Below are 24,944 nucleotides of genomic sequence, written 5' to 3'. Positions count from 1 at the left end.
AACAGTTCCTCTTCAATCAAAGCCAGCGTCTCCCGGCGGCGCGGATTGCTGGGGTCGCCGCCCACCCATCCGGCGAGACCCGGGCAAGGGCCAGCCACAGCAGCACCCCTGCCAGGGCCGCCGGCGGGGGAACGCCTATGGCCGCGGCCGCGATGGCCGCCGCGGTCCCCAGCAGGGCAAGCAGCCCCCAGCCGCTCCGCGGCATGGAGAAGTCCCCGGCGATCAGGCTCCCCGTCCCCCAGGGCGTCACCGTGCCCACAAAGGGAAACTGGGGCCGCAGCGCCCAGGCGCCTCCGGTTTTCAGCAGGGAAAACCGCCCGTCCGGCAGCGCCTTCACCAGAAGCCCAGGCCCACCCCACGGGTCTCCGGCGTGTCTCCGCGGCCCGCCCAAGACCAGCAGCCGGGCCCGGACCCGCTCCGGCGGCAGCGGGCTGTACCACTCGCAGCGCCGCAGCGCCCCTCAGGGCTTCGCCGGCCTGACCCGCACCGCCAGCAGCGCCTTCACGTCCTCCAGGACCTCCGGGCCGGTGACGTCGATCATCAGCCAGCGGCCCATCTTCGAGGGGGCGGCCGCCCGGTACAGGGCCTGGGTCGCCTCCGTACAGGTCAGCAGGACCCCCTCCGCCGCCGCCTCGTCCCTGGCCCCGACGGAGACCATGGCCGTCACGTACCCGGGGCGGAGGTACACGGTGCACAGGGCCTTGCTCCCCTTCCGGAACTTCACGTTCCAACCCGGCTCCAGGCCGCAGCGGCTGTACTCCAGCCGGGGCTCCGCGCCGTAGGCCTCCGCCAGGTAGGCGCGCAGCGCTTCCCACAGCGGGCTTGCCGCATAGGCGTCCACCTCCGCCAGCGTGGGCTGGGCGGTCTGGGGATAAATCTCTTTCCAGGTCACAGGCGGCCCTCCTCCCGGAGCATCTGCTCCAAAATCTCCACAGCGGTGACAATCATGATGTTGCAGTGGGTGGTGATGCCCAGCCGGGCGGCGGCGGGAGTCTGGTCCGTGACGCCCGGGCGGGCCTCCAGCAGCTCGCCGCAGCGGGTGGGGCCGAAGACGGCGGAAAACCGCTGCCGGAAGTCCTTCACCAGGGCGTACACCCGCTGCTTCCCCGCCGCGTCCCCGGCCTGGGTGTGGGGGTGCAGCAGGCTCAGCACCAGCACGCCGCCGCTGAGGGCGCCGCACAGCTCCTGGTGGCTGCCGCCCACGCCGCCGCCGAAGCCCCCGGCCATGGGGGCGATCTGCTCCGTGGTCATGCCCAGCACGTCCCCGAAGGCCGACGCCACCGCCTGGGCACAGTTGTATCCGTCTTTATGATATTGATAGGCCATTGCACAGCGATCCATGATGGTTCTCTCCTCTTTACCTTGGTAAAATCAGCCGGGGTCAGGGGCACAGCCCCTCCTCCCGCAAAAGTCCCTCCAGCAGCGCCACCGCCTCCACGATGAACACCGCGCAGATACGGCGGCTTTGCAGGCGGTCCGCCGCCTGCCGGTCCGCCGGGGCGGGGGGCCGGGCCAGCAGCTCGCCGCAGCGGACGCAGCCGAACCGCTCCGCAAACCGGCGGCGCAGCTCCGCCGCCCGCTCATAGACCAGCCGCTTGGCGGCCAGGTCGTTCTCCCCCGTGTGGGGGTACAGCAGCGAGAGGGCCAGCACCGCCCCGCTGAGGGCGCCGCAGGCCTCCGCCTGGCTGCCGCCGATGCCGCCGCCCAGTCCCCCGGCAATGGCCAGAGCCGTCTCCTCCGGCAGCCCCGTCAGGTCCCCGAAGGCCGCCAGCACGCACTGGGCGCAGTTGTAATCCCTCCGCCGCAGGACGTCCGCCTTTTCCGCACGGGTCATGTCGCTCTCCCCCCTTACGGCCGCCGCGCCAGCTCCAGCAGCTTGCGCAGGCGGTGGTTCAAACAGGATTTCGTCACCGGCGGGTCAAACTCCTCCGCCAGCTCGCTGAGGGTCAGCTCCGGGTTTTCCAGCCGCAGGGCCGCCGTCTGCCGGAGCTTGTCCGGCAGCGTCTCCAAAATCCCCGCCGCCTGGAGCCGCCGGATGGCCTCCAGCTGCTCCTGGGCCGCCAGCACCGCCTTGTCCAGATTGGCGCTGTCGCAGTTGAGACGGCGGTTCACGCTGTTGCGCAGGTCCTTCTCCATCTTGGCGGACATGACGTTCATAGCCGCCACCGGGGCGCCGATGAGGGTGAGAAAGTCCTCGATCTGGTCGCTCTGCTTGAAGTAGGTGACAAAGCTGCCGTTGCGGCTGACGCTCTTGGGGGGATACCCTCCCTCCCGCAGCAGCACCCCCAGCTCCCGGCTGGCCTGGAGATGGGAGGTGGCCAGCTCCAGATGGTAGCGCTTCAGGGGGTCCGTGATGCTGCCCCCGGCGAAGAAAATGCCCCGCAGGAAGGCCGAGCGGCAGCAGCTCTCCTCCAGCATGGCGAAGTTGATATGCAGCACCAGATTCTGCCGGGGGTCGTAGCCCAGCAGGTTGATGATGTGGTCCATCTTCTCCCGCTCCGTGATCTGGAACACCAGCTTCCCCTCCTGCCCCGGCTCCGGCCGGCGGTCAAACCGCAGGCCGAAGGCCCGGTGGAACAGCTTGGGCAGCCGTCCGGCGAAGTTGGGGTTCTCCGTCACAACGCGGACCTCCGTGGGGCTGAAGGTGTTGCAGTAGAGCAGAATGCCGTAGGCCTCCGCCCGGGCGCAGCAGAGCCGTTGCACCGGCAGGCGGCACAGCTCGTTTTTCGTCTCAAAGGAAAATGACATGGCCGCGTTCTCTCCTTTTTCCGCCGGAGGGCGGGGCCGTCCGAGACCTCAGCGCCCTCTCTCCACCCGGTAGGTGTCGTTGTGAATGTCCGTCCCCGCGATGCGGACGCTGCGCTCCGCGTGGAGGAGAATCAGCTCCCGGGCCAGATGGCCCGGGTCGTGGCGGACGAAGCCGTTGTCCACCGTGGCGATGGGGCGGCTGAGAACCTCCACACCCAGGGCGGCACAGGGGCCGGGATCGGCGTACAGCGCCGCCGCCCCCTCCTCTGCGTACCGGGCCGCCACGGCCCTGGGGATGGGGGAGGAGTTGCACAGGCACAGGTCGAACAGGCCCTGGACCGAGTGGTGGAACAGGGCGGCGATGTGGTCGGAGACGGTGTAGCCCTCCGTCTCCCCCTCCTGGCTCATGACGTTGCACACGTAGACCTTCAGCCCGTCGCAATCCTGGATGGCCTCCACGATGCCGTCCACCAGCAGGTTGGGAATGACGCTGGTGTAGAGGCTGCCGGGGCCCAGCACCACCATATCCGCCTCCCGGATGGCCGCCGCGGCGGCGGGCAGAGCCCTGGGGTTCTCCGGCAGCAGCCGCACCCGCCGGATGCGGCAGTCCTCCTGCTTCTTGCAGTAGAAGATCTTGGACTCCCCCACCACCGTGGCGCCGTTTTCAAACTCCGCCTCCAACTGGACATCCGCCGTGGTCACCGGCAGCACCCTGCCGGTGATGGCCAGCACCTCGCTCATCCGGGACACCGCCGCGTCAAAGGAGGGGGAGATGCCGTTGAGGGCCGCCAGGAAGAGGTTTCCAAAGCTCTGCCCCGCCAGAGATCCGTCGGTGAAGCGGTAGTGCAGCAGCTCGCTCATCAGCGGCTCCGTGTTGGCCAGGGCCTCCATGCAGTTGCGGATGTCTCCCGGCGGCGGCATCCCCAGGTCCTGGCGCAGCATCCCGCTGCCGCCGCCGTCGTCCGTCACGGTGACGACGGCGGAGAGGTTCTCCGTGTATTGCTTCAGCCCCCGCAGCATGTTGGACAGCCCGTGGCCGCCGCCGATGACGGCGATTCGGGGCCCGTGGGCCTTGGGCAGCCGGTAGGGCACGCGATTTTCCATGGCGGCCTCCCTCAGCCGTCCCGGCTCATGTCCCGGTGGTTCTCCGACACCTGATACCCCAGGCTCCGGATGAACTCCGCCAGGGCATGGGTCACCGCCACGGAGCGGTGGTGGCCGCCGGTGCAGCCCACAGCCACCACCAGCACCGTCTTCCCCTCCTCCGCGTACAGCGGCAGCGAGAAGGCCAATAGGTCCTTCAGTCTGGTGAGGTACTCCTGGGTCTGGCGGAAGCTGAACACGTAGTCCGACACGGCCCCGTCCAGCCCCGTCTGGCGGCGCAGCTCCTCCACATAGAAGGGGTTTGGCATGAAGCGCACGTCAAACACCAGATCCGCCTCCAGGGGCAGGCCGTACTTGAAGCCGAAGGAGGTAACGCTGACGGACATCCCCCCCTGCTCCCCCGCCCTGCCGAAGCGCTGCAGCAGCATGCCCCGGAGCTGGGCGGTGGAGGTGCGGGAGGTGTCCAGCACCACGTCCGCCCGGTCCCGGAGGGGCTGCATCAGCGCCCGCTCCTGGCGGACCGCCTCCTCCAGCGAGTCCGTCTGGCGCTGGAGGGGGTGGCGGCGGCGGGTCTCCTTGTACCGCTTGATGATGGTCTCCGGAGAGGCCTCCAAAAACAGCAGCCGGCACACGCCCTCCATGGCCTTCAGCTTATCCAGCACGTCGAACAGCTCCGTGGGGGAGGCGCCGGTGCGCACGTCGTACACCAGGGCCACCCGGTCGTATCGGCCGTTGCCCCCAGCGCAGAACTCCGCAAATTTCAAAATCATGGCGGCGGGCATGTTGTCCACGATATAAAAGCCCATGTCCTCCAAAAAGGAGGCGGTCTTGCTCTTGCCGCCGCCGGAGAGACCGGAGATGATGAGGATTTCCATGGTGGTTCTTCCTTTCCTGGGAATGGCGATGGGGCGCGGAGGCGGTTACGCGCCGCCCTCCCGGCGCAGGATGCGGACCTCCGGCTCCAGCCGGACCCCCGTCTTTTCCAGCACCCGGTCCTGAATCTCCCGGATCAGCGCCTCCACGTCGGCGCTGGTGGCGTCGAAGCGGTTGATGACGAAGCCCGCGTGCTTCTCGCTGACCTGGGCGCCGCCCACCGTCAGCCCCTTCAATCCGCACTGGTCGATGAGGGTCCCGGCGAAGTAGCCCTGGGGGCGCTTGAAGGTGCTGCCGGCGCTGGGCCACTCCAGGGGCTGGCTCTGCTTCCGCCGCTCCAGCAGCTCCCGCATCCGCCGGCGGACGGCCTCGCCGTCCCCGGGGGTCAGACGGAACGACGCCCGCAGCACCGTGACCTCCGGCCGGTCCGTGAAGAGGCTGCACCGGTAGGCAAAGCCCAGCTCCTCCCGGGTGAGGCTGCGGACCCCCTCCCCGGGAAACAGGGCGTCCACCCGCTCCACCACCTGGGCCATCTCCCCGCCGTAGGCCCCGGCGTTCATGCACACCGCGCCGCCCACCGTACCGGGGATGCCGTGGGCGAATTCCAGCCCCGTCAGCCCCTGCTTGCAGGCCGCGTCCGCCAGCCGGGCCAGGGACACCCCCGCCTCCGCCGTCAGCACGCAGGGGTCCTCCCCCGCCTCCAGGCGGGTCATGGCGGCGGAGGTGTCGATCACCAGCCGGTCCAGACCGCCGTCCGGCGCCAGCAAATTGGTGCCGTTGCCGATCACCAGGGGCCGCAGGCCCAGGGACTCCGCAAAGGACCACAGCAGCACCAGCTGCTCCCCGTTTTTGGGGCAGGCCATCCGCCGCGCCGGGCCGCCGATGCGGAAGGAGGTGTGGCGGCTCATGGGCTCGTCGCAGAGCCACACCAGGTCCGGCAAATGGGTTTGAATCGTCTCGTCAAGCTGTGTATACCAGTCCATGCAAGGACCTCCCGCATTCTCAGATTACTCGGCCCAGCAGCGCCGCGCCGATGATGCCCGCGTCGTTGCCCAGCTCCGAGCGCACAATGCGGGTGGTCCGGCCGCCGTGGCGGGAAAAGCTCTCCCGCTCCACCCGGCGCCGCAGGGGCTCCAGCAGCAGCTCCTCCGGCGCGGCGGCCACGCCGCCGCCGATGGCCACCGCCTCCGGCCGCAGGATGTTCACCAGGTTGGTGATCCCGTCGGCCAAGTACGCCACATATTGCCGGCACACCGCCAGGGCGGTCTCATCCCCGTCCGCCGCCGCCTGGAAGGCCGTCCGGCCCTCCACGCAGCCGTCCCTCTCCGCCAGGGCGTGGAGGGCGCTCTCCGGGTGGGCCGCCATGGCCTCCCGGGTCTGGCGGATCAATCCGGTGGCGGAGGCGTAATACTCCCAGCAGCCCCGGCGGCCGCAGTTGCACGCCCCGCCGTCCCGGCAGATGGACATGTGCCCCGCCTCGCTGGAAGCCAGGCCCCCCCGCAGCCGTCCGTCCAGAATCAGCCCGGCGCCGATGCCGGTGCCCAGCGTCACCACGGCGAAGTCCCGGGTGCCCTTTCCGGCCCCCAGGAAATACTCCCCCACGGCGGCGCAGTCCGCGTCGTTGCCCAGCAGCAGGGGCAAATTCAGATGCCGGCGGAACAACTGCTCCAGAGGCACGTGCTCCATGGGGATGTTGGTGGTGAACAGCACGTCTCCGCCGTCCACGGCCCCCGGCAGCCCCATGCCCACCGACTCCACCGCGCTCACGTCCCCCTCCACCAGGGAGCGGGAGAGGTCCGCCAGGGTCTTGGCAAAGGCCTCCGGCCCCTGGAAGTCCAGGGGCATCCGGAGGGTTTTCAAAATGGCGCCGTCGCCGTCCACCAGCCCGGCCTTCAGGTTGGTGCCGCCCACGTCGATGCCGATATACATAGGACCGCCTCCCTCACATCTGGCGCCGGCTGCCGGCGTCCGCCCGCTGGTCCACCTTCCGGGCCAGCTCCTGGGCGGCGTTGAAGCCGAACTTGCGGTGGCGGTTGTTCATGGCCGCCACCTCCACGATGCTGGCCAGATTCCGCCCCGGCCGCACCGGGATGGTGATGATGGGCACCTGCACGTCCAGGATCTCCGTGAAGTGGTCCTCGATGCCCAGGCGGTCGTAGAACTTGCTCTGGTCCCACTGCTCAAAGTGCACCACCAGGTCCAGCTGGGACTCCACCTTGATGGCCCGCATCCCGAAGAGCTGGCGCACGTCGATCACGCCGATGCCCCGCAGCTCGATATAGTGCCGGATGACCTCCGGCGCGGTGCCGATGAGCTGGTTGGAGATGCGCCGCAGCTCCACCGCGTCGTCCGCCACCAGCCGGTGGCCCCGCATAATCAGCTCGATGGCGGACTCGCTCTTGCCCACGCCGGAGTCGCCGGTGATCATCACGCCCTCGCCGTAGATGTCCAGCAGGACGCCGTGACGGGTGACGCAGGGGGCCAGCTCCCGGTTCAGATACTCGATGGTGTGGCTGGTGAAGTCCACCGTGGTCTCCTGGGTCCGCAGCAGAGTCTTCTCGTGCTCCCTGGCGCTCTCCAGGCACTCCGGGAAGCAGTCCAGCCCCCGGGAGATCACCAGGGCGGGAATGTCGTAGAGGAACAGGTCGTCAAAGCACTTGCGCCGCCGCTCCGGCGTGAGGCTCTTCAAATACGTGACCTCCGCCTTGCCGATGACCTGGAGGCGGCGGGGGTCGAAATAGTCGTAAAAATCGTGGAACTGAAGGCCGGGCCGGTTCACGTCGGTGATGGTCAGCAGCGCCGTGTCGAAGTCGCTGCCCCGGTTCAGCACCTCCAAATCGAACAGCGCCGTAAAGGCGGTGATTTTCAAGCCGTTTTCAAAGCGGTTTTCACTCATGGCACATCCTCTCCCTTTCCGATGCGGGTCCTTCCGCACCTCCTCCCGCCCCTCCGGAAAGCCCCGGCGGAGCGGGCAAACCATGCGGCGGGTCCAATTGGTTTTTATTATATATGATGTTGCCCAATTCCGCAACACCTTCCCCCGGCGGGAGGGGGAAAAGGCCTATTAAAAAAGAAAGTAATTTTTTTGAAATTTAAGCTTGCATTTTCAAATTATTTCTGGTATTATATCAGACGTGCCTGTGACAGGGCGCGGAATACGCAACAGCAAGGAGGTGCAACGGATGGCTAAGTGCGAGTTTTGCGACAAGGGCGTGACCTTCGGTATTCAGGTTTCTCACTCTCATCGGCGTTCCAATCGTCCCTGGAAGCCCAATGTGAAGCGTGTGAAGGCAATCGTCGACGGTTCCCCCCGCCATGTGTATGTTTGTACCCGGTGTATGCGTTCCGGTAAAGTCACCAGAGCGGTCTAACTTGGACAAACAAAGTCCCGGACTTCGGTCCGGGATTTTCTTTTGGAAGGAGGCCCCCGCCATGGCGCAGTTCTGCCCCTGCAAAAACATCAAATGCCGCTGCCACCCCCAAAACCACAGCCAGGGGTGCACGCCGTGCATTGAAAAGGAGCTGGGCAAGCGGGAGATTCCCAGCTGCTTTTTCGATTTAGTGCTCTCCCCCGGCGAGACGGTGGAGGACTGCTCTATCGAGGCCTTCGCCCGCCGGGTGCTCTCCGCCCGGGAGAAGGGCTGAGCCCCCGGCAAAAAACAAGCGGTGTGCGCCCCTTTCGGGGCGCACACCGCTTTGTTCGCAGCCGGAACCGGGGAGCCGCCGGGGCTCACAGCCAGGCGGTCTCCAGCAGCTCGTCCTTCTTGGCCCGGGTCATCAACTCGGACACCACGTCCCCCGGCTGCTTGCCCTGGTACAAAATCTCGTAGGCACAGCGGCAGATGGGCATCTCCACCCGCTCCCGCTCCGAGAGCTGGTGGATGCTCTCCGCGGCGTAGAAGCCCTCCACCACGGCGCCCACCTCCTCCATGGCCTCCTGAGGGGTCTTCCCCTGGCCGATGAGGATGCCCGCCCGGTTGTTCCGGGAGTGGAGGGAGGTGCAGGTCACGATCAGATCCCCCATGCCCGCCAGGCCCCCGAAGGTGCGCCGGGTGCCCCCCAGCTGCTCTCCCAGGCGGGTGATCTCCGCCATGGCCCGGGTCATCAGCAGCGCCTTCGTGTTGTCCTGGAACCCCAGGCCCGTGCAGATGCCGCAGCTGAGGGCGATGACGTTTTTCAGCGCCGCCGCCAGCTCCACCCCCACAATGTCGTAGCTGGTGTAGATGCGGAAGTAGTCGTTCATAAAGACGTCCTGCACCAGCCGAGCCGCCGCCCGGTCCGGGCAGGCGGACACGCAGCCCGTGGGCATCCGAATGCCCACCTCCTCCGCGTGGGAGGGGCCGGAAAGTGCAACCACTTTACAGATGTTCCCGGTGACCTCCTGCAAAATCTGGCTCATGCGAAGGTTGGTGTCCCGCTCGATGCCCTTGGACACCGTGACCAGCACAGCGGAGGGTGAGAGATAGGGCGCCGCCTTGGCCCCCGTCTCCCGGACGGCGAAGGAGGGGCTGGCGCACACCACCACGTCCGCCCCCTCCACACAGCCCAAATCCCCGGTGATGCGGAGGCTCTCCGGCAGGCGGACGCCCCGCAGCAGGGGATTTTCCCGGGTGCGGGCCATCTCCGCCGCCTTTTCGGCGCTGCGGGACCAGAGCCAGGCGTCGTGCCCGTTGTCGGCCAGGACCTGGCTCAGGGCCGTGCCCCAGCCGCCGCTGCCCAAGACCACTGCTTTCATGGCTTGCCCTCCGTTTTTCGATGAAGTGAGAGCTTCCGCTCCGTTCCGCTGAGCAGCCGCCGGATGTTGCCCCGGTGCTGCCATACCACCAGTCCTCCGATCACAAAGGCCAGCGCGACGATCACCGGGTCCGGGAAGCAGGCCCAGGAGGCGAAGGGAAAGCTGGCCCCGGCCCACACGGACCCCAGGGACACGTACCGGGTCAGGGCGGCCAGCAGCAGAAAGCCGCCCCAGACCACCAGCGCGATGCGCCAGTCGATCATGAGGGCGATGGTGCCGCCGGAGAGGATGCCCTTCCCCCCCTTGAAGTGGAACATGCAGGGGAACATATGCCCCAGCAGGCAGAACAGGGCTGCCCAGTACTTGCCCAAAAGCGCCAGTTCCCCGCCCCAAAAGAAGGGCAAAAAACCGCCGGCCAGCCACGCGCCGGCCAGTACGGCAACCACCGCCTTCAGCACATCCGTCAAAATGACCAGAAAGGTCAGCGGGCCGCCGAAGGTGCGGTGAAAGTTGGTCAGTCCCGCGTTGCCGCTGCCGTGGGTGCGCACGTCGTCCCGCAGGATATACTTGGAGACGATGACGGCGCCGTTGAAGCAGCCGCAGAAGTATGCCAGCAGGGCAATGGCGGCTGCCCGCAGCCAGAATTCCACCCAAACGCCCATCGCCTTACCCCTCCTTGTCGCCCTTTTGCCGGATGGAGAGCACGATGGGCGTCCCCTCCAGACCGAAGGTGTTGCGGATACAGTTCTCCAGATACCGCTGGTAGGAGAAGTGGAAGAGCCGGGCGTCGTTGCAGAAGATGACAAAGTGGGGCGGGCGGATGCCCACTTGGGTCATATAGTAGATCTTCAGGCGGCGGCCCTTGTCACTGGGGGGCTGCACCCGGGTCTGGGCGTCCGCCAGGACGTTGTTCAGCATTCCGGTGGTGATGCGGGTGGAGGCCTGGTTGGACACGTAGTCGATCAGCTCGAAGAGCCGGTCCACCCGCTGGCCGGTCTTGGCGGAGATGAAGAGAATGGGGGCGTAGGTCATGAAGGCCAGGTCCCGGCGGACCTGCTCGCGCATCTTGTCCATGGTCTTGCCGTCCTTCTCCACCAGGTCCCACTTGTTCACCACGATGATGCTGGCCTTGCCCGCCTCGTGGGCCAGGCCGGCCACCTTGGTGTCCTGCTCGGTGACGCCCTCGGCGGCGTCCACCATGATGAGGCACACGTCGCTGCGCTCGATGGCCATGGTGGCCCGGAGGATGCTGTAGCGCTCGATGTCCTCCGCCACCTTGGACTTCTTCCGCATGCCGGCGGTGTCGATGAAGATGAAGGCGCCCTTGTCGTTTTCAAAGCGGGAGTCGATGGCGTCCCGGGTGGTGCCCGCCACGTCGGAGACGATGACCCGCTCCTCCCCCAGAATCCGGTTGATGAGGGAGGACTTGCCCGCGTTGGGCTTGCCGATGACCGCCACCTTGATGGCGTCGTCCTCCTCCGCCTCTTCCTCCTCCGGGGGGAAATGGGCCACACAGGCATCCAGCAGGTCGCCGGTGCCGTGGCCGTGGACGGCGGAGACGGCGATGGGGTCCCCCAGGCCCAGATTGTAAAACTCGTAAAAATCCGGGTTGGTGGCGCCGGTGGCGTCCATTTTGTTCACCGCCAGGACGATGGGCTTGCCGCTGCGCAGCAGCATGCCCGCCACCTCGTGGTCCGAGGCGGTGAGTCCGGTTTTGATATCCGTCAAAAACACGATGACGGTGGCGTGGTCGATGGCGATCTGGGCCTGCTGGCGCATGAACTCCAGAATCTGACTGTCGGCCCGGGGCTCGATGCCGCCGGTGTCGATGAGGGTGAAGGCCCGGCCATTCCAGTCGGCCTCCCCGTAAATGCGGTCCCGGGTGACGCCGGGCGTATCTTCCACGATGGAAAGCCGCCTGCCGATCAATTTATTGAACAGCATGGACTTGCCCACGTTGGGCCGTCCCACGATGGCAACGATGGGTTTCATCGGCTCTCACTTCCTTTCGTTTCGTTGGTCCCATTTATTATACCCAGCCGCTGGGCGGATAGCAAGACAAAAAGCAAGGAGGGAAGAGTCTCCTCTTCCCCCCTGGAGCATGCGTCCTTATTTCGCAACGACGGACTTGACAACCTTGACCTCGCGGCCGTTGTAAGTACCGCACTCCTGGCACATTCTGTGAGGCAGGTGCTGCGCACCGCATTTCGGGCATGCGACGAGACCGGGAGCCTCCAGCTTCCAAACGGAGCTGCGGCGCTTGTCGCGTCTTGCTTTGGATACTTTTCCCTTAGGTACTGCCATTGTGACACCTCCTTGATCTACAAAAGGCCCGGGAGTGTGGCCCGTCCTTCTTGATGACGAATTTTATTTGTTCTCCAAAAGCTTGGCCAGGACCGCCAGCCGCGGATCCGGCTCCTTTTTGCAGGAGCAGGGGCCGAGGTTCAGATCGGCGCCGCAGCGGTCGCACAGTCCCTTGCAATCTTCAGAACACAGAGTTTTGGTGTCCATTTCGAGAATAAACGCGGTGCGGGCCAGATCGCCCACGTCCACCTTCCCGTCCTCCAGCAACACAATCTCGTCGCTCTCCCCGTTCTCCAGAGTCTCCGCCAGCAGGCAGCTGAAGGGGACCTCCTTCTCCTGGGAAAACGCCTTTCCGCAGCGGTCACACAGGCTGTCCAGGGTAGAGCGGGCCGTCAGGTTCAGCTCCAGGACGTCGGCGGTGTTGCGCACCCGGCCGCTGACGGCCACGGGGCGGCTGACCGGATACCGGCCGGCAAATTCCACGTCGGATAGATCCAGGTCAAACTGAAAGTCCAATTGTTTCCCGGGAGCGTGCAGAATGGATTTTACATCGAAAAGCATAGGCCACCTCGTAATGACACGATTAGTATTATAAGGGATGGCTCCCCCGTTGTCAAACAATTTTTTCAAATTTCACCGGTTTTTTTCCCGGGACGTCACCGGATCTCAAAACCCATGATGGTGTTGCGGAAGCCGGACTGGATTTCCTCGTAGCTGGCCGTGCGGTATCCGTCCCTGGGCCAGCGCTCCTGCCAGGCCGCCTGGAGCAGCTCCGCAAGGCGGCGGCACCCCGGGCTCTCCAACCCCAGCAGCATGGGCGTCAGGTACACCACCACCATCTGCTTCTCCCCCGCCCGGAGGGCGCCCCGGTCCCACAGCCGGCTGCGCTTCCACCCCGCCTCCAGAGCGTCCAGCAGCTCCTCCGCCAGCGCGGGCAGCCCCGCCTCGCCCCGGCGCTCCGCCTCCGCCATGTACGGGGGGCCGAACCGCTCCGTATAGGACCGGAAGGCGTCCCGGTACTCCCGGCGCTGAAAGTTTTTCAGCCACACCCGGCTTCCCCGGACCGCGGCCAGCAGCTCTTCGTCCACAGGCATCCTCCTTTGAAAGACTTTACAATTCCCCGCCGAACGGGTATGATGGGACTACTACACGACACGCCAGGAGGTCCACCGCCATGCGGGAATTCACCATCGGGAAAAACGACGCCGGACAGCGGCTGGACCGCTTCGTGTCCAAAAACCTGCCCCTACTGCCCCCCGCCCTGCTGCAAAAGTACATCCGCCTCAAGCGCATCAAGCTCAACGGCAGGGGCGCCAAGCGGGACACCCGGCTGGCCCTGGGCGATCTGCTGCAATTATATATCAACGACGAGTTCTTTGACAAGCCCAACGAAGAAAATCTCTTTCTCACGGTGTTCAAGCCCCAGCTCTCCATCGTCTACGAGGACGAGAACCTGCTGCTGGTGGACAAGCGCCCCGGGCTGGTGGTCCACGCCGACGAGCAGGAGAAGGTCAACACCCTCATCAACCACATCCAGGCCTATCTCTATCAAAAGCGGGAGTGGAACCCCAAGTGGGAGAACGCCTTTACCCCCGCTCTGTGCAACCGCATCGACCGCAACACCGGCGGCATCGTCATTGCCGCCAAGAACGCGGAGACGCTGCGCATCCTCAACGAGAAGATCAAAAACCAGGAGCTGGAGAAGCGATATCTCTGCGTGGCGGTGGGCCGTCCCCGGCCCGCCGAGGGGCGGATCGAGGGCTTCCTCTTGAAGGACGAGGCGAAAAAGCAGGTCTCCTTCCACCGTCGCCCCGTCCCCAGAGGCAAGACCGCCGTCACCCTCTACAAGACCCTGGAGAGCCGGGACGGGCTGTCTCTGGTGGAGTGCCGCCTCCTCACCGGGCGGACCCACCAGATCCGGGTCTCCATGGCGCAGATCGGCTGCCCGCTGCTGGGGGACGGCAAGTACGGCCGCGGGGAGGTGAACCGGCGGTATCACGAGACCCGCCAGGCCCTGTACTCCTACAAGCTCCGCTTCGCGTTTTCCACCCCCGCCGGAGCGCTGGAATACCTGCGGGGCAGGGAATTCACCGTGGAGACGGTCCCCTTCCGGGAGACCTACTTCCCCCCCGCCGAAAATTCCCGTGAAATCCGGGAATTCCCTTGACTTTTTCAGATAGTTTCGCTATAGTTCATAGTGCTGAATTTCGACGAGAAAGGTTCCCCCTCAACAGAGAAAAGAGGCGTTTACCGATTGAATTACCGTATGAAATGGGGGAGGATACATGTCCAAAGAGTTGATTCGCCTGCAGGACCTGTGCATGGCGTTTGACGATGAGCCTGTATTGAACAACATCAACCTTTATATCAGAGATAAAGAATTCCTCACATTGCTCGGACCCAGCGGGTGTGGCAAGACCACCACGCTGCGCATCATCGGCGGTTTCACGATACCGACATCGGGAACCGTCCTGTTCGACGGTGTGAGGATTAATGACGTTCCGCCGCATCAGCGGCAGATCAACACCGTCTTTCAGAAGTATGCCCTGTTTCCCCATCTGAATGTGTTTGAAAACATCGCCTTCGGCCTGCGGATGCAGCGGCGGGTGGACCCCGCCGACCCCGCCGGGAAGCGGAAGGTGCGGATTCCGGAAGCCGAGATCCGGGAGCGGGTGATGGAGATGCTGGAGATCATCAGCCTCAAGGGCTTTGAAAACCGCAAGCCCGACGCCCTCTCCGGCGGCCAGCAGCAGCGGGTGGCCATCGCCCGGGCCCTGGTGAACCGCCCCAAGGTGCTGCTGCTGGACGAACCCCTGGGCGCCCTGGACCTGAAGCTGCGCAAGGACATGCAGATCGAGCTCAAGCGCATCCAGCAGCAGGTGGGCATCACCTTCGTCTACGTCACCCACGACCAGGAGGAGGCCCTCACCATGTCCGACACCATTGTGGTGATGGACAAGGGCTCCATCCAGCAGATCGGCACCCCGGAGGACATCTACAACGAGCCGAAAAACGCCTTCGTGGCGGACTTCATCGGCGAGTCCAACATCATCGACGGGCTGATGGTCCGGGATAAGCTGGTCCAGATGTACGGCAAGCAGTTCCCCTGCCTGGACGGCGGCTTCGCCCCCAACGAGCCGGTGGACGTGGTGATCCGGCCGGAGGACATCGACATCGTCCCCGTGGAGCAGGGCCAGCTCACCGGCACCGTCACCAGCGTCACCTTCAAGGGGATGCAGTACGACATCATCGTGGATTTCCGGGGCTTCAAGTGGCTGATTCAGACCACGGACCACTGCCCCGAGGGGGCCCGCATCGGCATCAAAATCGACCCCGACGGCATCCACGTCATGAAAAAGAGCGCCTACTCCGGGATGTTCGGCGACTACTCCTCCTTCTCCGAGGAGTACGACGAGCTGGACGACGCCACGCTGGACGCGGAGGAGGAGAGCGGGGATGAAGAATAAGCTCTCCCGGTTTGCCGTCCCCTACGTGGTGTGGATGGCGCTGTTTGTGGTGGCGCCCATCGTCCTGGTGGTGGTCTACGCCTTCTCCGCCGCCGACGGCGGCTTCACCTTGGACAACTTCGCCCGAATGGGCACCTACGCCGTGGTGTTCGGCCGGTCCTTCAAGCTGGCCCTCATCGCCACCGCCGTGTGCCTGCTCATCGGCTATCCCGTGTCCTACATGATGAGCAAGGAGGGCCCCCGGTTCCAGCGCATCGCCATGGTGCTCATCATGCTGCCCATGTGGATGAACTTCTTGCTGCGGACCTACTCCTGGATGTCCATTCTGGAGAACAACGGCATTTTGAACCAGTTTTTTCAAAAAATTGGCCTCATCACCCTCTACAACGGCATCTTCGGCACAAACATCGAATTCTTCCGGATGCTGAACACCCAGGGGGCCGTGGTGCTGGGCATGGTGTACAACTACCTGCCCTTCATGATTCTGCCCATCTACTCCGTCATCATCAAGCTGGACCGCTCCCTCATCGAAGCGGCCCGGGACCTGGGGGCCAACACCTACCACGTGTTCCGCCGGGTCATCCTGCCCCTGTCTCTGCCGGGGGTTCTCTCCGGCATCACCATGGTGTTCGTCCCATCCGTCTCCACCTTCGCCATCAGCAAGATGCTGGGCGGCGGCACGGAGATGCTGCTGGGCGACCTCATTGAGCAGCAGTTCCTGGGCGGGGCCTACAACCCCCAGCTGGGGGCCGCCATCTCCCTGGTGATGATGCTGGTGGTGGTGGCCTGCATGGTGGTCATGAACCGCTTCGGTGAGGGCGAGGAACAGGCGGTGATGCTGTGAAACGGAACAACACCGTGGGAAACCGCGTCTTCATGGCGCTGGTGTTCGTCTTTCTGTACGCCCCCATTCTCCTGCTCATCATTTTCTCCTTCAACGCCGGCAACAGCAACACCGTCTGGAAGGGCTTCTCCCTGGACTGGTACGGAAAGCTCTTGAGCAACCGGCTCATCATGCAGAGCGTCTACACCACGCTCCTGGTGTCCCTCCTGGCCACGGTCATCGCCACCATCGCCGGCACCTTCGCCGCCATCGGCTTTTACGCCATGCGCCGGCGGGTCCGGGACCCGCTGATGACCGTCAACAACATCCCCATGATGAACGCGGACATCGTCACCGGCGTCAGCCTGTGCCTGTTTTTCGTGGCCTTCTTCGGCTTCTGGGGGGACTTCGCCCGGTGGTTCAACGGCGTCCAGAGCCTGGTGGAACTGCCGGTGCGGCTGACCATGGGCTTCGGCACGCTGCTGATCGCCCACATCTGCTTCAACATCCCCTACGTCATTTTGTCCGTGGGCCCCAAGCTGCGGCAGATGGACAAAAACCTGGTGGACGCCGCCCAGGACCTGGGCTGCACCTGGATGCAGGCCTTCTGGAAGGTCATTATCCCGGAGATCAAGCCCGGCATCGTCTCCGGCGCTCTCACCGCCTTCACCATGAGCATCGACGACTTCGTCATCAGCTATTTCACCGCCGGGTCCTCCGCCTCCACCCTGGCCATGACCATCTACGGCATGACCAAAAAGCGGGTGAGCCCGGAGATCAACGCCGTGTCCACCCTGCTGTTTGTGACGGTGCTGGCGCTGCTGGCTATCGTCAACATCCGGGAGGCCCGGCAGGAGCGCCGCCTGGCGCAGAACCGCCTCTGAGATCCCACGGCCCCTGGGGCCCTGAGATACACATTTTTCAAAAAACGGGAGGAATGATCCATTGAAAAAGACACTTGCCCTTGTGATGCTGCTGACCATCGCCCTGACCCTGACCGCCTGCGGCGGAAGCGCCGGGGAGAAACGGGTGGTCAATGTGTGCAGCTGGGGCGAATATATCGACGAAGACCTGATTTATCAATTCGAGGACGAGACCGGCATCGAGGTCAACTACCAGACCGCCGAGAGCAACGAGGCCCTCTATTCCCTGCTGAAAACCGGCGCCGGGGATTTTGATGTCATCGTCCCCTCCGACTATATGATCGCCCGCCTGATCGAAGAGGGGATGCTGGCGGAACTGGACTACGGCAACATCCCCAACTACGACAAGATCGATCCCCGGTACAAGAGCCTGAGCTTCGACCCGGAGAACCGCTACACCGTCCCCTACACCTGGGGTACCCTGGGGATCATCTACAACACCGCCATGGTGGACGCCCCCATCACCAGCTGGAGCGCCATGTTCGACCCCCAGTACGCCGGGAACGTGCTGATGATCCGCAACTCCCGGGACGCCCTGGGCGCCGCGCTGCTGTGCCTGGGCTACGACCTGAACACCACCGACGAAGCCCAGATCCGGGAGGCCTACCAGCTTTTGGCGGGCGCCAAGAACGAGGGCGTGTACCAGGCCTTCGTCATGGATGAGATCTTCAACAAGATGGAGGGCGGCAACGCCGCCATCGCCATGTACTACGCCGGGGACTACCTCACCATGCTCGAGAACAACGAGGACCTGGCCTTCGTGGTGCCCGAGGAGGGCAGCAACTGGTTTGTGGACGCCATGTGCGTGCTGAAGGACGCCCAGCACAAGGACGAGGCCGAGGCGTGGATCAATTTTATCGCCTCCACCCCCTCCAACCTGGCCAACATGGACTATATCTGGTACGCCTCCCCCAACGCCGAGGCGCTGGAGCAGTACCCGGCCTACTACGCCGAGACCTACGGCGAGGAGCTGAACATGGGCCTCTATGAGATCATGGCCGCCCCCCAGCAGGTGCTAGACCGCTGCACCCTGTATGAAAACCTGCCCGCCGCCACCCTGACGCTGTACAACGATCTGTGGACGGAGCTGGGCATCTGAGCAACCCCGACAGCGCCGGAGGGCTTTCCGGCGCTGTTTTCCCAGGAAACTTACAAGGAGGAATTCCCATGATCTTTGTTGGAACGAAATGCCGCCTGGAGCAGCCGGTGACGGAGGCGCTCACCGCCGCCGCCGTGGGCTCCGGCGCCCTGCCGGTGTTCGCCACCCCCTCCATGGCCGCCATGATGGAGAACGCCGCCTGCGTCTGTCTCCAGAGCTTTCTGGAGGAGGGCCAGGGCAGCGTGGGCACCCATCTGGACATCACCCACGACGCCCCCACTCCCCTGGGCATGACCGTGTGGGCGGAGGCGGAGATCACCGCCGTGTCGGAAAACGGCAAGCTGGTGGACTTCGCCGTGCGGGCCTGGGACGAATCCGGCCCCATCGGCCAGGGTGTTCACACCCGGGCGGTCATCCACAACGGCCGGTTTATGGCCAAGTGTTCCGCCAAGCTGGAAAAGTAAGCCGCGAAAAGCCACCGCCCATAGGGCGGTGGCTTTTTTTCGTCTCCGGGGGTCCCCCCGGCACTTAAAACAGGGTGATCTGGCTGGTATCCGCCATGCCGGCGAAGGCCCCCAGCTTCTTCAGCTGCTCGATATGGGTCTTGGAGAGCTTGTTGCAGCACATGGCGAATTCCTCGATGGAGATGAAGGTCTTCCCCTGCCGCTTTTCCACCGTGTCGATGGCCGCCGTGTCCCCCAGGCCGTGGACCGCCGTGAAAGGCGGCAGGAGGCCCCCCTCCGTCACCTTGAACTTGGTGGCGTCGGACTCGTAGATGTTGATGGTGTCGAAGTGGAAGCCCCGGAGGTAGAACTCGTAGCACACCTCCAGCGTGGTCATCATGGACTGCTCCACAGCGGTGGCATCCTTGTTGTTCTCAATCTCCCGGATCTTCCGCTTCACCGCGTCCTTTCCGGCGCAGCAGTACTCCGCGTCGAAGGCCTTGGCCCGGACGGAGAAGAAGGTGGCGTAGAAGGCCAGAGGCTCGTGGACCTTGTACCAGGCGATGCGGAAGGCCATCATGACGTAGGCCACGGCGTGGGCCTTGGGGAAGAGGTAGCCGATCTTGGCCAGGGAGTCGATGTACCACTCCGGCACGCTGTGCTCCCGCATGGCCTCCACCCAGCCCTCGTCAAAGCCGCCCTTTTTCACCTTCCCCTTCCGCACCTTCTCCATGATCTTGAAGCTCATCTTCGGGTCCAGGCCCTTGGAGATGAGGTAGAGCATGATGTCGTCCCGGCAGCCCACCGTCTCCAGAACCGAGGCGGTGCCGCCCACGATCAGCTCCCGGGCGTTGCCCATCCACACGTCGGTGCCGTGGGAGAAGCCGGACAGCCGCACCAGGGTGTTGAAGTCCTTGGGCTGGGTGTCGATCAGCATCTGCCGGGTGAAGCGGGTGTTGAACTCCGGAATGGCCACGGCGCCGGTGGGGCCCAGCAGCTCGTCGTTCTCGTACCCCAGCACCTTACTGGAGGTGAAAATGGACATGGTGTCCGGGTCGTCCAGGGGGATGGTCTGGGCGTCCTTGCCGGTGAGATCCTCCATCATGCGGACCATGGTGGGGTCATCGTGTCCCAGCATGTCCAACTTGAGGATGTTGGCCTCCATGGAGTGGTATTCAAAATGGGTGGTGATGGTGTCGGAGTCGTCGGCGTCCGCCGGATGCTGGACGGGGCAGAAGTCCTCCATGTCCTTGTCGTCCGGCACCACCACCAGCCCGCCGGGGTGCTGGCCGGTGGTCCGCCGGGTGCCCACGCACCCCAGGGTCAGGCGGTTCTCCTCCGCCCGGCCCGCCACCAGGCCGTTCTCCTCCAGGTACTTCTTCACAAAGCCGTAGGCGGTCTTCTCCGCCAGGGTGCCGATGGTGCCCGCCCGGAACACCTGGGTCTCGCCGAACATCTCGATGGCGTGGCGGTGGGCCCGGGCCTGGTACTCGCCGGAGAAATTCAGGTCGATATCCGGCACCTTGCCGCCGCCGAAGCCCAGGAACGTCTCAAAGGGGATGTCGAAGCCGTCCTTCACGTAGGGCTCGCCGCAGACGGGGCACGCCTTGTCCGGCATGTCGGCGCCGCAGCCGTAGGACCCGTCCAGGATGAACTCGCTGTTCTTGCACTTGGGGCAGCGGTAGTGGGGCGGCAGGGAGTTCACCTCCGTGATGCCGGACATGTAGGCCACCAGCGAGGACCCCACAGACCCCCGGGACCCCACCAGATAGCCGTTTTCCAGGCTGCGCTGCACCAGCTTCTGGGCGGACATGTACACCACGTCGTACTTGCCGAGGATGCCTCCCAGCTCCACGTTCAGCCGGTCCACGATGAGCTTGGGCGGGTCCTCGCCGTAGAGCCGGTGGACCTTTTCCCACACCAGGCGGTTCAAGTCCTCCTCGGAGTTCTCCAGCCGGGGGGGGAACAGCTCGCCGGGCAGCAGCTCGAAGGTCTCCACCTGGTCCGCCACCAGCCGCGTATTGCGCACCACCACCTCATAGGCCTTCTCCTTGCCCAGGTAGCTGAACTCCCGGAGCATCTCGTCGGTGGTTTTGAAGTAGATGGGCAGGGGCTCGTTGGCGTCGGGGAACTTCTTGGAGGCCAGCAGGATATGGCGGTAGACCTCGTCCTCCGGCTCCCGGAAGTGGACGTCGCCGGTTGCGCAGACGGGCTTGCCCAGTTCCTCCCCCAGCCGCACGATGGTGCGGTTGAAGTTTTTCAGGTCCTCCTGGGACTGGGCGTCGCCGTTGCGGAGCATGAAGGCGTTGTTGCACAGGGGCTGGATCTCCAGATAGTCGTAGAAGTCCGCGATGCGCCGCAGCTCGTCCCAGTCCTTGTGGTCCGACACCGCCCGGAACAGCTCCCCCGCCTCGCAGGCGGAGCCCACGATGATCCCCTCCCGGTGCTCCCGCAGCAGGCTCTTGGGGATGATGGGCACCCGCTTGAAGTAGGTCAGGTTGGAGGCGGAGATCATCTGGTACAGATTTTTCAGCCCCGTCTTGTTCCGGGCGATGAGGATGATGTGCTTGGGGAAGCGGTTGGACTTGCTCCCCAGGGGGCGCAGCTTCTCCATCTCCGGATTCACCGCCTGGAGGGTGTCCACCCCCTTCTCGTGGAGCATCTTCCAGAAGGGGATCAGCATGTAGGCCACGGTGGCCGCGTCGTCGCTGGCCCGGTGGTGGTTGAAGGCGGGCAGGTCCAGGTGCTCCGCCACGATGTCCAGCTTGTACTTCCCCAGACCCGGCAGCAGGTTCTGGGCCAGGATCAGGGAGTCCACATAGGTGGGCTCGAAGGGCAGCCCCACCTTTTTGCACCCCGCCCGGATGAAGCCGATGTCAAACTCCGCGTTGTGGGCCGCCAGCGGCCGCCCGTCCACGAACTTCAAAAAGTCCGCCAGGGCCTCCTTGAGCTGGGGGGCGTCCCGGAGCATGTCGTCGGTGATGCCCGTCAGGCCGATGATCTCCGGCGTCAGGCGGCGGTTGGGGTTCACAAAGGTCTGAAACCGCTCCGCCACCTCCCCGTTGCGCAGAACCACCGCGCCGATCTCCGTGATGGCCTCCCGGTCCACCCGAAGGCCGGTGGTCTCAATGTCAAAGCACACGAACTCCCCGTCCAGAGGGCAGTCCAGCGCCCCGTGGACCGCCACCCGGTCGTCGATGTTGTTGAGGAAGTAGCCCTCCACGCCGTAGAGAATCTTGATCTTGTTCCCGGCGGCGTGCCAGGCGTCCGGGAAGGACTGGGCCACGCCGTGGTCCGTGATGGCGATGGCGGGATGGCCCCAGCGGATGGCCTCCTGAATGACCTCCGCGGTGTCCGTCAGGGCGTCCATGTTGCTCATCTTCGTGTGCAGGTGCAGCTCCACCCGCTTCACCGGGGCGGTGTCCTCCCGCTCGGCGTGGGTGGTGACGTTGATGTGATAGGGGTTGAGCTGGATGTCCTTGCCGTCCCAGGTGGGCTCCATCTTCCCCTGGACGGTGAGCCACATGCCGGGCTTGATGGCGCTCTCCAGGCTCTGGGCCTCCCGGGTGGTCAGGTTTTTCTGGACGGTGACGGAGTTGGTGTAGTCCGTCATGTCGAAGCTCAGCCGCCACATGCCCGGCCGCCGGGTCTCCCGACACTCGAAGGCGAAGACCTTGCCCGACACGGTGGCGTTGCCCATCTTCAGGTCCAGGGTCTTCATGGGTACCGGACGGCCCTTGATGGGATTTCCCATCAGCACCTTCCCCGCAGGCTTCTTCCCGCCGCCGCCGGCGGCAGGGGCCGCCTGGGGGGCACTGGGGGCCTTCTCCGGCGCGGTGCAGGTCACCTCCATCTCCACGGCGGTGAAGCCGTACACCGCCTGGATGGCCCGGCGGATGCCCTGGGCGTCCGCCTCCGTCAGCGGGGTCTTCACCGTCAGGCGCAGCGCCATGGACAGGGCGGACTGGTCGATGCACGCGCCGGTCAGCTCTGCCCCCGCCAGCTTCAGCCGCAGCTCGCCGGAGAGCTGCAGCTCCGCGAACATTTCAAAAAAAGGGATGTTTCTGGACATGGGTTCCTCCGTTGATGACAACAGGGAAGCCGCGGCGCCGGAGGCGCCGCAGCTTTCCTCTTTTCTCAAAGTTTCTCAATCTCCGCCATCAGGGCGTCCACAAGCTGCTCCTGGGGAACCTTGTAAAGGATTTCCCCTTTTCGGAACAGCAGGCCCTCCCCCCTGCCGCCGGCAATGCCGATGTCGGCGGCGGCGGCCTCGCCGGGGCCGTTGACGGCGCAGCCCATCACCGCCACGGTGATGTTCTTGCGGCAGTTTGCCAGCCGCCGCTCCACCTCCTCCGCCATGGGGATAAGGTCGATGCGGGTGCGGCCGCAGGTGGGGCAGGCGATGAGGTTGACCCCCTCCCGCCGCAGCCCCGCGGCCCGCAGAATCTTCCTGGCGGCGTAAATCTCCTCCACCGGGTCCGCCGTCAGCGTCACCCGGATGGTGTCCCCGATGCCCAGGCACAGCAGCCCCCCGATGCCCATGGCGGACTTCACCAGCCCCATGGAGGGGGTGCCCGCCTCCGTCACCCCCAGGTGGAGGGGGTAGTCCGTCTGCTCGCTGAGCAGCCGGTAGGCCGCCATGGTCAGCGGCACGTCGGAGCACTTCACGGAGATGCAGATATCGTCGAAGTCGAAGCGGTTGAGCAGGCGGACGTGGCCCATGGCGCTCTCCACCAGGGCCTGGGCGGTGACGCCGCCGTACTTGGCCCGCAGCTCCTTTTCCAGGGAGCCGCCGTTGACGCCCACCCGGATGGGAATGCGCTTTCGGCGGCACAGCTCCGCCACCGCCCGCACCTTCTCCTCCCCGCCGATGTTGCCGGGGTTGATGCGGATGGCGTCGATGCCCCGCTCCGCGCACGCCAGGGCGAATTTGTAATTGAAGTGGATGTCCGCCACCAAGGGGATGCGGATTTGGGCCTTGATCCGGTCCACCGCCTCCGCCGCCGCCTGGTCCGGGATGGCCACCCGGACGATCTCACAGCCCGCGTCCTCCAGGGCGTGGATCTGGGCCACGGTGGCCGCCACATCGTCGGTCTTCGTGTTGCACATGGACTGGATGCTCACCGGCGCACCGCCGCCCACGGCCACGGACCCCACCAGCAGTTGCTTTGTCATCTCTCCGCCTCCCTCACTGAAACAGCCGGAACACGTCGTGGAAGGTCACCAGCAGCATAAAGCCCATCAGCACCACGAAGCCCGCCACGTTCACCGCCGCCTGATACCGCTCCGGCACCTTGCGCTTGAACAGCAGCAGCGCCACCGCGTCCACCACCAGGAAGAAGATGCGCCCGCCGTCCAGGGCGGGGAAGGGCAGCAGGTTCATGACGGACAGGTTCACCGCCAGCAGCGCCGCAAAGTAGAAAATCTGGCTCCAGGCGGCAGCGGCGGTCTCCGCCTCGCTGCCCACCTCCGTCATGGTGGACACGATGCCCACCGGGCCGCTGAGGTCCTCCATCCCGGCGTTGCCGGTGAAGAGCTGGACCAGGCTGAACCACACCAGCTGCACGAAGTCCAGCGCCGTGTTCCAGGTGTACTGGAGCTTGGCGGCAAAGGTGGCCTCCAGCGCCGCCGTCCCCACGTAGATGCCGAAGCCCCGGTAGGTGGTATTTCCGTCGGTAGAGGTGTAGGTCTGGCGCATCAGCCCCTCCAGGAGGATGTGGCGGCCGTCCCGCACCACCTCGATGTCGGCGGTATCCCCCGCGTACTCCAAAAACAGCTTCGTGTCCCCCTTGAGGTAGGTGCGGTAGCCGTCCACCTTGTACACGATGTCCCCGGCCATCAGCCCGTTCTCCCCGGTATGGGAGAACTCCGGCGCCAGGCCGCTGATCTGGTCGGCGAAGAGGACGGTGGCGCCGGCGTACAGCGCCAGCAGAATCACCACGCCCGTCAGGAAATTCATAAAGGACCCGGCGGCCAGGATGATGAACTTCTTCCAGAAGCCCTGGCGGACGAAGGACCGCTCGTCGCCGGTGTCCTCGTCCTCCCCCTCCATGGCGCAGAAGCCCCCGATGGGCAGCGCCCGGAGGGAGTACTGGGTCTCCCCCCGCTCCCTGCGCCAGATGAGCGGGCCCATGCCGATGGAAAACTCGTTGACCCGCACGCCGCAGAGCTTCGCCGCCAGAAAATGGCCCAGCTCATGGACGGCGATCAGCACGCCGAAAATCAAAATAGCCGCCAGGATAAAAATTGGTTTCATGCAAAAACTCCTATTTCCCGTCCCGCAGTACGCTCTCCCGGGCGGCGCGGTCCGCCGCCAGAATGTCCTCCAAGGACGGATGATCCGCCGGGGCAACCTCCTCCCCGGCCCTGCGCACCAGCCGGGGAATGTCGTGGAAGCCGATGCGGCCCGCCAAAAACAGGCCCAC

The 24,944-nt window shown here is 65.0% G+C and carries 28 protein-coding genes; 8 read left to right on the top strand and 20 right to left on the bottom strand.

Annotation, left to right across the window (positions count from 1 at the left end):
• Window positions 1–16: 16 nt before the first annotated feature.
• The 10 genes from QZS21_RS07480 to hprK all read right to left on the bottom strand — a co-directional run bounded on the left by QZS21_RS07480 (window position 17) and on the right by hprK (window position 7,621).
• Window positions 17–337 (bottom strand): hypothetical protein, encoded by a 321-nt coding sequence (locus tag QZS21_RS07480; RefSeq protein ID WP_295581930.1) that lies wholly within the window; start codon window positions 335–337, stop codon window positions 17–19.
• Between the two features lie 123 nt (window positions 338–460).
• Window positions 461–892, bottom strand: coding sequence for a DUF3788 domain-containing protein (locus QZS21_RS07475; RefSeq protein ID WP_295581928.1), 432 nt, complete (start codon window positions 890–892; stop codon window positions 461–463).
• A complete protein-coding gene (locus QZS21_RS07470; protein WP_295581925.1) occupies window positions 889–1,341 on the bottom strand; it encodes a C-GCAxxG-C-C family protein in 453 nt (150 codons plus the stop codon). Before QZS21_RS07470 ends, QZS21_RS07475 begins: the two co-directional genes overlap by 4 nt.
• A 40-nt stretch (window positions 1,342–1,381) precedes the next feature.
• Window positions 1,382–1,834, bottom strand: coding sequence for a C-GCAxxG-C-C family protein (locus tag QZS21_RS07465; protein WP_295581923.1), 453 nt, complete (start codon window positions 1,832–1,834; stop codon window positions 1,382–1,384).
• 14 nt (window positions 1,835–1,848) lie between these two features.
• Window positions 1,849–2,748, bottom strand: a complete 900-nt coding sequence (whiA, locus tag QZS21_RS07460; protein ID WP_295581921.1) for a DNA-binding protein WhiA — start codon at window positions 2,746–2,748, stop codon at window positions 1,849–1,851.
• A 48-nt stretch (window positions 2,749–2,796) separates the two neighbouring features.
• On the bottom strand, window positions 2,797–3,852 hold the full coding sequence (locus QZS21_RS07455; RefSeq protein ID WP_295581918.1) for a gluconeogenesis factor YvcK family protein: 1,056 nt from the start codon (window positions 3,850–3,852) through the stop codon (window positions 2,797–2,799).
• Between the two features lie 11 nt (window positions 3,853–3,863).
• Window positions 3,864–4,727 carry an RNase adapter RapZ gene (gene rapZ / locus QZS21_RS07450; protein ID WP_295581916.1) on the bottom strand — a complete coding sequence of 288 codons (864 nt, stop codon included), beginning with the start codon at window positions 4,725–4,727 and terminating at the stop codon, window positions 3,864–3,866.
• Window positions 4,728–4,772: 45 nt separating this feature from the next.
• On the bottom strand, window positions 4,773–5,708 hold the full coding sequence (murB, locus tag QZS21_RS07445; RefSeq protein ID WP_295581915.1) for a UDP-N-acetylmuramate dehydrogenase: 936 nt from the start codon (window positions 5,706–5,708) through the stop codon (window positions 4,773–4,775).
• Window positions 5,709–5,727: 19 nt separating this feature from the next.
• Window positions 5,728–6,654: an ROK family protein gene (locus QZS21_RS07440; RefSeq protein ID WP_295581913.1), complete on the bottom strand. Its 927-nt coding sequence runs from the start codon at window positions 6,652–6,654 to the stop codon at window positions 5,728–5,730.
• A gap of 13 nt (window positions 6,655–6,667) precedes the next feature.
• Complete coding sequence (gene hprK / locus QZS21_RS07435; RefSeq protein WP_295581910.1) at window positions 6,668–7,621, bottom strand: HPr(Ser) kinase/phosphatase; 954 nt, start codon at window positions 7,619–7,621, stop codon at window positions 6,668–6,670.
• A gap of 286 nt (window positions 7,622–7,907) precedes the next feature.
• Here hprK and rpmB point away from each other — a divergent pair, with 286 nt between their 5' ends.
• Complete coding sequence (gene rpmB / locus QZS21_RS07430; protein ID WP_295581908.1) at window positions 7,908–8,096, top strand: 50S ribosomal protein L28; 189 nt, start codon at window positions 7,908–7,910, stop codon at window positions 8,094–8,096.
• 61 nt (window positions 8,097–8,157) lie between these two features.
• Complete coding sequence (locus QZS21_RS07425) at window positions 8,158–8,370, top strand: DUF6485 family protein (protein WP_295581907.1); 213 nt, start codon at window positions 8,158–8,160, stop codon at window positions 8,368–8,370.
• Between the two features lie 85 nt (window positions 8,371–8,455).
• On the opposite strand, the gene QZS21_RS07420 is transcribed toward QZS21_RS07425, so the two are convergent.
• The 6 genes from QZS21_RS07420 to QZS21_RS07395 form a co-directional block, all read right to left on the bottom strand.
• A complete protein-coding gene (locus QZS21_RS07420) occupies window positions 8,456–9,460 on the bottom strand; it encodes an NAD(P)H-dependent glycerol-3-phosphate dehydrogenase (protein WP_295581905.1) in 1,005 nt (334 codons plus the stop codon).
• Window positions 9,457–10,122, bottom strand: coding sequence for a glycerol-3-phosphate acyltransferase (locus QZS21_RS07415; protein WP_295581903.1), 666 nt, complete (start codon window positions 10,120–10,122; stop codon window positions 9,457–9,459). The genes QZS21_RS07420 and QZS21_RS07415 overlap by 4 nt, the downstream gene beginning before the upstream one ends.
• A 4-nt stretch (window positions 10,123–10,126) precedes the next feature.
• Window positions 10,127–11,452 carry a ribosome biogenesis GTPase Der gene (der, locus tag QZS21_RS07410; protein ID WP_295581901.1) on the bottom strand — a complete coding sequence of 442 codons (1,326 nt, stop codon included), beginning with the start codon at window positions 11,450–11,452 and terminating at the stop codon, window positions 10,127–10,129.
• 117 nt (window positions 11,453–11,569) lie between these two features.
• Window positions 11,570–11,764: a 50S ribosomal protein L32 gene (rpmF, locus tag QZS21_RS07405; RefSeq protein ID WP_295581899.1), complete on the bottom strand. Its 195-nt coding sequence runs from the start codon at window positions 11,762–11,764 to the stop codon at window positions 11,570–11,572.
• A 63-nt stretch (window positions 11,765–11,827) separates the two neighbouring features.
• Window positions 11,828–12,325 carry a DUF177 domain-containing protein gene (locus QZS21_RS07400; protein WP_295581897.1) on the bottom strand — a complete coding sequence of 166 codons (498 nt, stop codon included), beginning with the start codon at window positions 12,323–12,325 and terminating at the stop codon, window positions 11,828–11,830.
• 95 nt (window positions 12,326–12,420) lie between these two features.
• Window positions 12,421–12,852: a hypothetical protein gene (locus QZS21_RS07395; RefSeq protein WP_295581895.1), complete on the bottom strand. Its 432-nt coding sequence runs from the start codon at window positions 12,850–12,852 to the stop codon at window positions 12,421–12,423.
• 86 nt (window positions 12,853–12,938) lie between these two features.
• Between QZS21_RS07395 and QZS21_RS07390 the strand changes: the two genes are divergently transcribed.
• From QZS21_RS07390 to QZS21_RS07365, 6 genes are all read left to right on the top strand, one after another.
• A complete protein-coding gene (locus tag QZS21_RS07390; RefSeq protein ID WP_295581893.1) occupies window positions 12,939–13,931 on the top strand; it encodes an RluA family pseudouridine synthase in 993 nt (330 codons plus the stop codon).
• 118 nt (window positions 13,932–14,049) lie between these two features.
• Complete coding sequence (locus QZS21_RS07385; RefSeq protein WP_295581891.1) at window positions 14,050–15,231, top strand: ABC transporter ATP-binding protein; 1,182 nt, start codon at window positions 14,050–14,052, stop codon at window positions 15,229–15,231.
• A complete protein-coding gene (locus QZS21_RS07380; RefSeq protein WP_295581888.1) occupies window positions 15,221–16,075 on the top strand; it encodes an ABC transporter permease in 855 nt (284 codons plus the stop codon). The genes QZS21_RS07385 and QZS21_RS07380 overlap by 11 nt, the downstream gene beginning before the upstream one ends.
• A complete protein-coding gene (locus QZS21_RS07375) occupies window positions 16,072–16,938 on the top strand; it encodes an ABC transporter permease (RefSeq protein ID WP_295581886.1) in 867 nt (288 codons plus the stop codon). Before QZS21_RS07380 ends, QZS21_RS07375 begins: the two co-directional genes overlap by 4 nt.
• A 61-nt stretch (window positions 16,939–16,999) precedes the next feature.
• Complete coding sequence (locus QZS21_RS07370) at window positions 17,000–18,076, top strand: PotD/PotF family extracellular solute-binding protein (protein WP_295581884.1); 1,077 nt, start codon at window positions 17,000–17,002, stop codon at window positions 18,074–18,076.
• A 68-nt stretch (window positions 18,077–18,144) separates the two neighbouring features.
• Complete coding sequence (locus tag QZS21_RS07365) at window positions 18,145–18,540, top strand: thioesterase family protein (protein ID WP_295581882.1); 396 nt, start codon at window positions 18,145–18,147, stop codon at window positions 18,538–18,540.
• 64 nt (window positions 18,541–18,604) lie between these two features.
• On the opposite strand, the gene QZS21_RS07360 is transcribed toward QZS21_RS07365, so the two are convergent.
• The 4 genes from QZS21_RS07360 to QZS21_RS07345 all read right to left on the bottom strand — a co-directional run bounded on the left by QZS21_RS07360 (window position 18,605) and on the right by QZS21_RS07345 (window position 24,944).
• Window positions 18,605–22,564, bottom strand: a complete 3,960-nt coding sequence (locus tag QZS21_RS07360; RefSeq protein ID WP_295581880.1) for a PolC-type DNA polymerase III — start codon at window positions 22,562–22,564, stop codon at window positions 18,605–18,607.
• Window positions 22,565–22,656: 92 nt separating this feature from the next.
• On the bottom strand, window positions 22,657–23,694 hold the full coding sequence (gene ispG, locus QZS21_RS07355; protein WP_295581878.1) for a flavodoxin-dependent (E)-4-hydroxy-3-methylbut-2-enyl-diphosphate synthase: 1,038 nt from the start codon (window positions 23,692–23,694) through the stop codon (window positions 22,657–22,659).
• Window positions 23,695–23,707: 13 nt separating this feature from the next.
• Complete coding sequence (locus tag QZS21_RS07350) at window positions 23,708–24,775, bottom strand: RIP metalloprotease (protein WP_295581876.1); 1,068 nt, start codon at window positions 24,773–24,775, stop codon at window positions 23,708–23,710.
• A gap of 10 nt (window positions 24,776–24,785) precedes the next feature.
• On the bottom strand, window positions 24,786–24,944 hold the full coding sequence (locus QZS21_RS07345; protein WP_295581948.1) for a hypothetical protein: 159 nt from the start codon (window positions 24,942–24,944) through the stop codon (window positions 24,786–24,788).

The sequence above is a fragment of the uncultured Oscillibacter sp. genome, assembly GCF_900544955.1.
In the GTDB taxonomy this organism is placed as follows: Bacteria; Bacillota; Clostridia; order Oscillospirales; family Oscillospiraceae; genus Oscillibacter.
The sequence above is the reverse complement of the archived record's forward strand: the minus strand, read 5'-3'. Positions and strand labels throughout refer to the sequence as shown.